Consider the following 8189-nt stretch of genomic DNA (forward strand, 5'->3'; position numbering starts at 1 on the left):
CGCCGCCACCATGCCCCCAAAGGAGCTGGCCACCACCGCGTCCGTGGGCCCCGCGACGCGCCAGCACCTGCTCCGCCAGCGCCCGCGCGCCGCACGCCGCATGCTCGCCCTCCGGGTATTCAACCAGGACGGGGCGCGCGACGTCCGTCAGCCGCAGGGCGAGCTCGCGAAAGCCTGATCCACGGGCCCCCAGTCCCGGCAATAGGAGGACGCGAGGCCCCTCGTCATTCCCTCCAATGTCCGTCAGCTCCACCGCGCGGCGCATGCCCCCTGCCTTCCTTCAAGACGCGCCGGAGAACAACGCCAGCCCCCTGGGTCTGCCCGCGCCCACGGGGTGGCCCGCACGACCCATGGGCATGGGGAAATGCCCCCGGTGCCTCGCCTGCCAGGACAGGGAGTGATACATGAATCATCCCACCACCCTTTTCCACCGACACGCTTTGTGGTGTCCAGAAGCCAAGGATTTTCGCGGCCAGCGTTCTGACAGCGTGGGGGCGAAGGGTTAAGAATGGTCACCGTGAATCTGCATGCCTTCGGGGAGTTTGTTCGCAAGCATCGTCCGGCCCTGGAGGTTCGGGCCGCGAAGCTCTGCGCTGGGAGTTCGGTCGACTCCACGGAGCTGGTGGGCGAGACGCTGGAGCGGGCCCTGTCCGTGTTCGAGCGGCTCCAGGACCAGGACACCGCGTCCGTGACGCAGTGGCTGGATGGCGCCATGAGCCGCTGCTTCGCGCGGATGGGCGGGCAGCTGCCGGATTCGCGCGCCGCGGCGCCGGATCTCCAGCAGACGTTCGACCTGCTGCGCGCGCGCTTCCGTGAGGTGTACGGACAGCCGGCGTTCGGCAAGAGCGCGGGCGTCACCGGCTGGCGGATGTAACAAGTCCCCTGGCGCCCCGCTTCAGGGCGCCGGCGGGCGGTGGCCGGACAGCGTCTCCACGTAGGACGCGGCCACCCGCAGGAAGCGGCCCCCCCGCACGCCGGTGAGGTACTGGCGCTTCATCGCGCGGGTGGCCCCCACGTAGAACATCGCGCGGCGGATGCGTTCGTTCTCGCGCTCGTTGCGCTGGCGGGCTCCGGCCATCCACGCCTCGATGGAGTCCAGGGCCTCCAGTCCCGCGAAGAAGACGACGGGGCACTCGTGGCCCTTGCAGGAGAACACCGTGGTGGCGCGCACGTGGTCCACGCCGCTCACCCGGAAGTCCGCCGCGTCCCGTCCGCCCTTGCCGCCGTAGGCCTCCGCGGGCACGCCCGCCTTGCGCAGCGCGTCCGTGAACGACGCGGGCATCACCGGCGCCACCACCAGGATGTCCCCCGGGTGGACGCCCTCCTCGCTCACGAGCCGGGCAATCTCCCTGGCCACCCAGCGCGCCTCGCTGGTGCTGGAGGCGAAGTCCTTCACCTGGGGCAGCACGCCGCCGCGCTCGGTGGACTGCACGCGGTAGAGGCCCTCCAGCGTCTCCTCCGGCAGCCACAGGAGCCGCTCCCGGGCCAGCTCCCCGGCCTTCATGTATTCGCGCATGCCGGGGTCGGTGACGCGGTGCTGGCGCAGCGGGTCCAGCACCACGTTGAAGGCCACGTCGAGGATGTCGCGCGTGGCGCGGAAGGTCTCCTTGAGCACGCGGGTGCGGCCCCGGAAGGACAGCCCTTCGGGGAGCTGCTCCTTCAGGTGGTCGATGGGCACCTGGCCGTAGACGTTCTGCGAGTCGTCCATGAACAGCTGGAAGCAGCGCGACTCGCGCCCCTCCGCGTCCACGCGGGGGCGCACCAGGGCGTGCAGGGACGCCAGGCCCCTGGCGTCCATGTCCTGCGCCTCGTCCACGAAGACGGCGTCGAAGGCGTGGGGCTCCAGGCGCCGGAGCGCGCCCACGTGCTTCACCGTCACCTGGGCGCGCAGCGGCCGCGCCTGCGCCGGGCCCGCGCGCACGGTGAGCGCCTCCAGGAGCAGCTTGTCCACGAGCGGCGCGAGCGAGCGGTTGTAGAAGGACACCAGCACCCGGGCGCGCGGGTTCTCCAGCAGGTAGCGCGCGGCCCAGTGCGCCAGCACGTACGTCTTGCCGCTGCCGGCCACGCCGCGCACCAGGTGGTGGCCGTCGTCGAAGCGGCGCTCGAAGAGGGACACCTGCTCCTGCGTGAAGAGGGGCCCGGTGTCCTTGCCGCCGGCGATTTCTCCGCCCAGGCCCATGGGCACCAGCGGCGGCGGAGGCGGCGGCGGGGGCCGCGGCTGGGTGGCCAGCAGCTCCAGCTTCGGCGGCGTGCCGGCGTGGACGCGCACGCGGGGGAGCAGCGACAGGAAGCGCGCGGGCACCGGGGAGGCGCGGGCCTCCGCGCGCGAGGCGAGCACCAGCAGGTACTCCTTCGCGCGGCTGGCGGCGACGTTGAGGATGGGCACCAGCGTGTGCGGCGGGAACGGCCGGCCGCCGGCCACCGTGTCCACCATCACCACGTCGTACTGGGTGCCCTGCTGGCGGTGGATGGTGGAGGCGCTGAACATGTCGTGGCGCAGCCCCGCCGCGTTGCCCAGCTTGCGCAGGAGCGCCGCCTGCGCGCGGTAGGGCGTCACGCACAGCACGGTGAGGCCCAGGCGCACGGCCTGGCGGGCCAGCGTCACGGCGAGCTCCGCGGACAGCTCGCGCTGGTAGCCGGAGCCCGTCTCCCCGCGGCCGTGCGTGAGGCGGCGGTCGTCGCGGCTCAGGCCGTCCAGCACCAGCCACATCGCGCGGGACGGGAAGGCGGGCACGGGCGGGGGCTTCAGGGCCCGGTCCTTCACGAGGTCGCCGTCCTCCAGCGCGCCGCCGTAGCAGAAGTGGCTCACCACGCGGGCGATGTCCGGGTGCATGCGGTGCTGGGTGCGCAGGAGCAGCACGTCCGGGCGCTCCGCGTCCTTCACCGCGTCCTCCAGGTGGGACAGGGCGCTGGCGCGAAGCCACGTCTGGGTGCCCTTCCCCGCCCCTTCCGCCGCGCGGCTCACGGGGCCGATCTGCTTGGGGTCGCCCGCGAGCGTCACCTGTCTGGCCAGCGGCGCGAGCAGCGCGGTCGCGGCGCGCGTCACCATGCCGGCCTCGTCCACGACGAGCCGCTGGAAGGTCTCCTCGCCCTCGAGCTCCGACACGAGCCGCAGGGCGCGGTGCACGGTGAGCACCATGAGGGGGCTGTCGCCCTTCTCCGCCTCCTTGAGCGTGGGGTCCTTCACGCGGCCGCGCAGCGTGCGCAGCTCCGCCTGCATGCGGGCCAGCTCCGGCGCGGCGCCGCCCCGGGCGCGCTCCAGGGTGAGCTCGCGCTCGCGCTCCTGGATGGTGTTGAGCAGCTTGCTTGTCTTTGTCTCCTCGAGCGCCACGGTGGGCAGCTTGGAGAGGGCCTCGCTGGCGCCGGTGCCGCCCCGGAAGATGCTGCGGGCCAGGGGGCGGAGCGGGATGGGGTCGCGCTCCAGCAGGGCGCTGACACGCATGACCAGCTCGTCCGCTGCGCGGTTGGTGGGGGCCACCGCGAGGATGCGCTCGTTGGGGTAGGCGCGCAGGGCGCGGGCGATGAGGTCCGCGACGGCCGTCGTCTTACCCGTGCCGGGAGGTCCCCAGATGCTGCCCCACGGCTGGCGCCACAGCCGGTCCACGGGGATGAGCTCCGCGTCGCGGGGCGAGGGCGTGGACGGGAGGAGCTCGCCCTTCGCGCGTGACAGCGCGGTGGTGAGGGCGGGGACGCGGTCCTCGTAGGCGGAGGCCGCCGCGCAGAGGGCCTCCGCGAAGTCGTAGGGCCGGTAGCACCAGCGCTCGCAGGAGAGGACGCGGCGGTCCAGGTCCTCGCCGGAGTCGGACGATGCGAAGACGCGGCCGGATTCGAAGTCCAGGTGGACGATGTTGCCGGCGAAGACCAGCTCCTCGCCCAGGAAGCCGAGCAGCGAGCCACCGGACCAGTCCGGATCCGACGCGGGGACGGGCACGAGTCCCAGCACGCCGGGCCCGGCAAGGCCCACCTCACGGGCCTCCTGGAGCCGCTGCGCGCGGTACTGGCTGCGCTCGGCGACCAGCGCGTCGCGCAGGTCCTCGGGGAGGTAGGTCGGAGCGACCCACTGCTCCCGGCGGCGCCCGGAGGACACGGCGGCCTGCATGGCCTCGCGCTCCGCGGGGGTGACGTCGCCGGAGGCGGAGACGTCGCGGGCCGGTGCTTCCTCGGGAGGACGTGCGTCGGCCGGGTCATCCACGCGGAGGAGGTTCGGCGCGGGCGGCTTCGGTGGGCGGACCGGCAGTGCCGCGCCCGAAGGCTCCGGTGCGGGGCCCGTGGCTTCGTCCCCGTGAGCGACGGGCCGCACGGGCAGCGCGCGGTTCACGCGGTGGGAGCCCGGCATGGACGCGAGCGCGGCGGAGTCCAGCTCGCGGAAGGTCAGCGTCTTCGGCCGGGACACGCCCCGGGCCGGCTTCGGCGCGGGCGGTGCGTCCTCCGACTCCGGCTCCGACTCCGCCGGGGGCCAGGACGAGCGGACCCGGAGCACGGGCGCGGACGGGCCCGCCTGGACGTCGGTGTCGTACTCCACGCGGAGCACGGGCATGAGGTCATCCGGAGCACGCTCGTCCCGCGGCGCCTCCCCCTGACCCGACTCCTCGTCCGTCCTGCGCATCATACGGGGTGCTCGCGGCACGGGCCCTTCCTCACCTCGGAAGTGGCGGTGCCGGGAAGCCGGCCAAGCTAGGGGAGGCGTCGATCCCCGTCAACGCACGCGCGGGCTCCCTCGCACGCCTGCACCCCTGGTGAAGCCCGGGCCGCGCACACTCGCGGACCCGGGCCGTCATCCACCGCTGGAAGGCCCCGCGGGGACTACAGCAGCGGGCAGAGCAGCCCACCGCCCGTGCCCGCCGGGCAATCCGTGCCCTGGCAGTACGCGGGACCCACGCCCACGGAGAGGACGCCCTGGAGGCTGGGCACCTTCACCTTGCAGCTGCCCAGGGTCGCGTTCCCGGACGCGTCCTCCACCGAGTACACCACCGTGTAGACGCGGCCGTTGCCCAGCAGGCTGGACTCCGCGCGCAGCTGCGCGGACTTGCGGTTCGCGCTCAGCACGATGTCCCTGCACTTGAAGAGGGCCAGGCTGAACAGCGCGTCCTCGGTCTCGTCCGACTCCACGCGGACGATGGAGCCCGCCTGCTGCAGGTCCAGCGTCCCGCCGCAGGTGTCCGCCGCCGGCTGCGCGCAGTCCGCCAGCGTCACCGTCTTGTAGTCCGCGCTCAGCGAGCGCGGCAGCACCAGGTCCTTGCTCGCCCCGGCCACCGGCGGGGTCGCGTCCACCACCGTCACCGTGGCGGAGCACGAGGCCGAGTCCATCCCATCCGACACCGTGAGCGTCACCGGCGTCGTGCCCACCGGGTACACGCCCGCGGGGCTGTACGCGAGGCTCAACGGCTGAGGGAAGCCGTCCGGATCATACGAGCCGTTGTCGATGGACGCCGTCGCGCCGCACGACGCGTCCGCCGTCACCGTCACGTTCTGGCACAGCGCCACCGGCGCCTGGTTCACCAGACAGCCTCCGCCAGCCGCCAGCGTCACCGACCCGGTGTTGTTCTCCTCGCTGTCCTCCGGGAAGAAGTTCACATGGTCCGCGACCACGAACAGCTGCTGCGCGCCCTCCGGCACCTGCACCGGAACCTCGAACGCGTAGCGCTCCTTGCCCACCAGCCAGGGCACGTTCACCGTCGCCAGCAGCGTGCCGCCCTGGGCCGGGTCCCCGGCGTAGATGCCCGCCACCGACGGGTCGATGCCCGTCGGCGCCTCGTTGACGATGGCCCCCGTCACCGTCGCCACCGCTCCGTCGCTGCACGTCACGCCCAGCCCGGACACCGACAGGTCGATGCCCGTGTGCAACGCCGACCGCGCCTCGCCCACGGCCGCGCGCTCCTCCGCGGACTCGGTACCACAGCCGCCCAGCAGCAACAGGGAGGCGAACAGCGAAAGCGGACGGCGCAAGGACATGATTGTCTCCAAGACAGGGCGGTGCCAGCTGAGGGGGAAGGCGGAACCCGACGCCAGACAATGACAGCCAGGGCCCGTGAGCAGTCTTTTTGCCATGAACGTACTTTTCAAGCAATACGGGCAAAGCTGTACCCAGGTCCAGGTGCACGCAGACACCCGATGGATCCTGAATGACCCCGCTGTCTGTCTTTGCGAGGAGTCAAGAAACGGCGCACGGTCTGTCTGGGTTTAGACGACCTTGCGGGTTGCCGTTCCCCCGGAGCGCAGGAGGGCAGGCGGCCGTCGCAGTGGACAGCGCCCGCCCTGATGGGGTTGGTTGGGCCCTCCCCCGCTGTTGAGGGGAACACGCCCATGGCCTCCATCCCCCCGCGCTACGCCCACCCGTTCCTACCCGTGACCCGCGCCGACATGCAGGCCCGGGGGTGGGAGCAATGCGACATCATCATCGTGAGCGGCGACGCCTACGTGGACCACCCGGCCTTCGGCCCGGTGCTCATCGCGCGCTTCCTGGAGGGGCGGGGCTTCAAGGTGGGGCTCATCCCCCAGCCGGACTGGCACTCGGCGGAGCCCTTCAAGGCGCTGGGGGCGCCGCGCCTCTTCTTCGGGGTGGCGGCGGGCAACCTGGACTCGATGCTCAACCGGCTGACGGCCCAGAAGAAGAACCGCTCGGAGGACCAGTACAGCCCGGGCGGGCGCACCAACTGCCGGCCGGACCGCGCCTCCATCGTCTACGCGCAGCGCTGCCGCGAGGCCTTCCCGGACGTGCCGGTGGTGCTGGGCGGCATCGAGGCCAGCCTGCGCCGCATCGCGCACTTCGACTACTGGAGCGAGAAGGTGCGCCGCTCCATCCTCTTCGACGCCAAGGCGGACCTGCTGGTGTTCGGCATGGGCGAGCGGCCCATCTGGGAGATCGCCGACCGGCTCCACCGGGGCGAGCGCATCGAGGACCTGACGGACATCCGGGGCACCGCGCGGCTCATCAACGACGCGGCGATGAAAGCCCTGGAGGCGGACCCGGCGAAGCGCGCGGCGGACCGCGACAAGGTGGTGGTGCTGCCCTCCTACGAGGAGGTGGTGGCGGACACGCGCGCCTTCGCGGTGATGAGCCGGGACTTCCAGCTGGAGACCAACCCCGGCAACGCGCGCGCCATCGCGCAGCGCCACGGCAACCGCGCCATCCTCATGAACCCGCCCGCCCGGCCGCTGGAGGACGGCGCCGGACAGAAGCCGGGGGACACGTCCACGGTGGCGATGGACGAGCTGTATGACCTCAAGTTCAACCGCGTGCCGCACCCCATGTACAAGGAGCCCATCCCCGCCTACGAGACGGTGAAGCACTCGGTGGTGCTGATGCGCGGGTGCTTTGGCGGCTGCACGTTCTGCTCCATCACGGAGCACGAGGGGCGCGTCATCCAGAGCCGCTCCGCGCAGAGCGTGCTGCGCGAGGTGCGCGAGGTGCGGCGCATGGGGGACTTCCGGGGGACCATCACCGACCTGGGGGGCCCCACGGCGAACATGTACAAGCTCAAGTGCAAGAGCGAGGACATCGAGAGCCGCTGCCGCAAGCTGTCCTGCGTGCACCCGGGCGTGTGCGAGAACCTCCAGACGGACCACGGGCCGCTCATCTCGCTGATGAAGCAGGTGCGCGAGGAGCCGGGCATCAAGCACGTCTTCATCGCGAGCGGCGTGCGGTACGACCTGGCGGAGCGCTCGCCGGAGTACGTGAAGGAGCTGGCGGCGCACCACGTGGGCGGCCAGCTGTCCGTGGCGCCGGAGCACGTGTCGCCGCGCGTGCTGGAGAAGATGAAGAAGCCCGGCATCGAGAGCTTCGAGCGCTTCCAGCACATGTTCGCGTGCGCCAGCGAGGACGCGGGCAAGGAGCAGTACGACATCGCGTACTTCATCAGCGGCCACCCCGGCTCCACGCTGGAGGACATGGTGCTGCTGGCGCAGTGGCTGAAGGAGAAGGGCAAGCGGCCCCGGCAGGTGCAGGACTTCATCCCCACGCCCATGTCGGTGGCCACGGCCATGTATTACACGGGCCTGGACCCGCTGAAGATGGAGCCCGTGTACACGGCGAAGGGCCTGCGCGAGAAGCGGCTGCAGAAGGCGCTCCTGCTCTACTGGAACCCGGAGCACTGGCCGCTGGCGCGGGAGGCGCTGCGGCTCGCGGGCCGCGAGGACCTCATCGGCCGGGGGCCCAACGCGCTGGTGCCGCCGGAGTCCGCCGCGGAGGC

At 72.1% G+C, this 8189-nt stretch carries 4 protein-coding genes; 2 read left to right on the forward strand and 2 right to left on the reverse strand.

Annotated features, from left to right (window positions below; translation table 11 throughout):
• Positions 1-517 precede the first annotated feature (517 nt).
• Positions 518-874, forward strand: a complete 357-nt coding sequence (locus ACLEQD_RS31630; RefSeq protein WP_410389228.1) for a hypothetical protein — start codon at positions 518-520, stop codon at positions 872-874.
• 21 nt (positions 875-895) lie between these two features.
• Here ACLEQD_RS31630 and ACLEQD_RS31635 read toward each other — a convergent pair whose 3' ends face one another.
• Together ACLEQD_RS31635 and ACLEQD_RS31640 are read right to left on the reverse strand one after the other, a co-directional pair.
• Positions 896-4537, reverse strand: a complete 3642-nt coding sequence (locus ACLEQD_RS31635) for an AAA family ATPase (RefSeq protein ID WP_410389229.1) — start codon at positions 4535-4537, stop codon at positions 896-898.
• Positions 4538-4803: 266 nt separating this feature from the next.
• Complete coding sequence (locus ACLEQD_RS31640; RefSeq protein ID WP_410389230.1) at positions 4804-5952, reverse strand: hypothetical protein; 1149 nt, start codon at positions 5950-5952, stop codon at positions 4804-4806.
• A 351-nt stretch (positions 5953-6303) separates the two neighbouring features.
• Between ACLEQD_RS31640 and ACLEQD_RS31645 the strand changes: the two genes are divergently transcribed.
• A partial coding sequence (locus ACLEQD_RS31645) for a YgiQ family radical SAM protein (RefSeq protein WP_410389231.1) occupies positions 6304-8189 on the forward strand: 1886 nt, incomplete at its 3' end.

Origin of the sequence: Corallococcus sp. 4LFB, assembly GCF_046520365.1 — a bacterium.
Classification (GTDB): domain Bacteria; phylum Myxococcota; class Myxococcia; order Myxococcales; family Myxococcaceae; genus Corallococcus; species Corallococcus caeni.

What these genes read in the sequence shown, in the direction of transcription:
- ACLEQD_RS31635 (WP_410389229.1), bottom strand. Translation starts at nt 4,537, where the DNA reads ATGCCCGTGCTCCGCGTGGAGTACGACACCGACGTCCAGGCGGGCCCG.
- ACLEQD_RS31640 (WP_410389230.1), bottom strand. Translation starts at nt 5,952, where the DNA reads ATGTCCTTGCGCCGTCCGCTTTCGCTGTTCGCCTCCCTGTTGCTGCTG.